Here is a 595-nt window from a genome sequence, read left to right on the forward strand (position 1 = left end):
GGTCGGAAGGCTCGTGCAGCCCGGCGACGCATTGACGTTTCTCTCAGAAATCGGCGTCATTTTGCTGATGTTCACGGTCGGTCTCGAACTGTCAGTCGCCGAACTATGGGCAACACGCTGGCGTGTTCTTTCGGCCGGCGGGCTACAGTTTGCTTTGGGTAGCGTCGCATTCGGAGGAGTAGCGTATTTGCTCGGCGCCTCTCCAAGTGCGGCCGTCATGGTCGGGGCGGCCGCAGCGGTGTCATCGACGGCGATCTGCGCCAAACAATTGGCTGATCAGGGCGAGCTTACCACGCGCCATGGCCGAACCAGCGTGGCCGTTCTGCTATTCCAGGACATGGAAACCGCCACTCTTCTCGCGGCGCTTCCATTGCTAGCCAGTAGGACCGAGGCTGGCACCCAAATTGCGATTGAAGTGGTTCGAATTCTGGCGATCCTCGGCATCATCGTCCTGGTGGGAAAACCGATTCTTTATCGGTCGTTGGCATGGGTTGCCCGTCACGGTCATTCTGAAGCCTTTCTGCTCGCTTCAATCTTGCTCGTTCTGATAACAGCGTGGATCAGCCATTATCTCGGAATTGAGCCTGCTCTGGGG

1 protein-coding gene is annotated in these 595 nt (G+C 58.0%); it reads left to right on the plus strand.

Features of this window, described 5'->3' with window-relative positions; translation table 11 throughout:
- Window positions 1–13 precede the first annotated feature (13 nt).
- The coding region (locus NS334_RS16815; RefSeq protein WP_241492014.1) for a cation:proton antiporter at window positions 14–595 on the plus strand (582 nt) is incomplete at its 3' end.

This window comes from Sphingomonas endophytica, from assembly GCF_001476895.1.
In the GTDB taxonomy this organism is placed as follows: Bacteria; Pseudomonadota; Alphaproteobacteria; order Sphingomonadales; family Sphingomonadaceae; genus Sphingomonas; species Sphingomonas endophytica_A.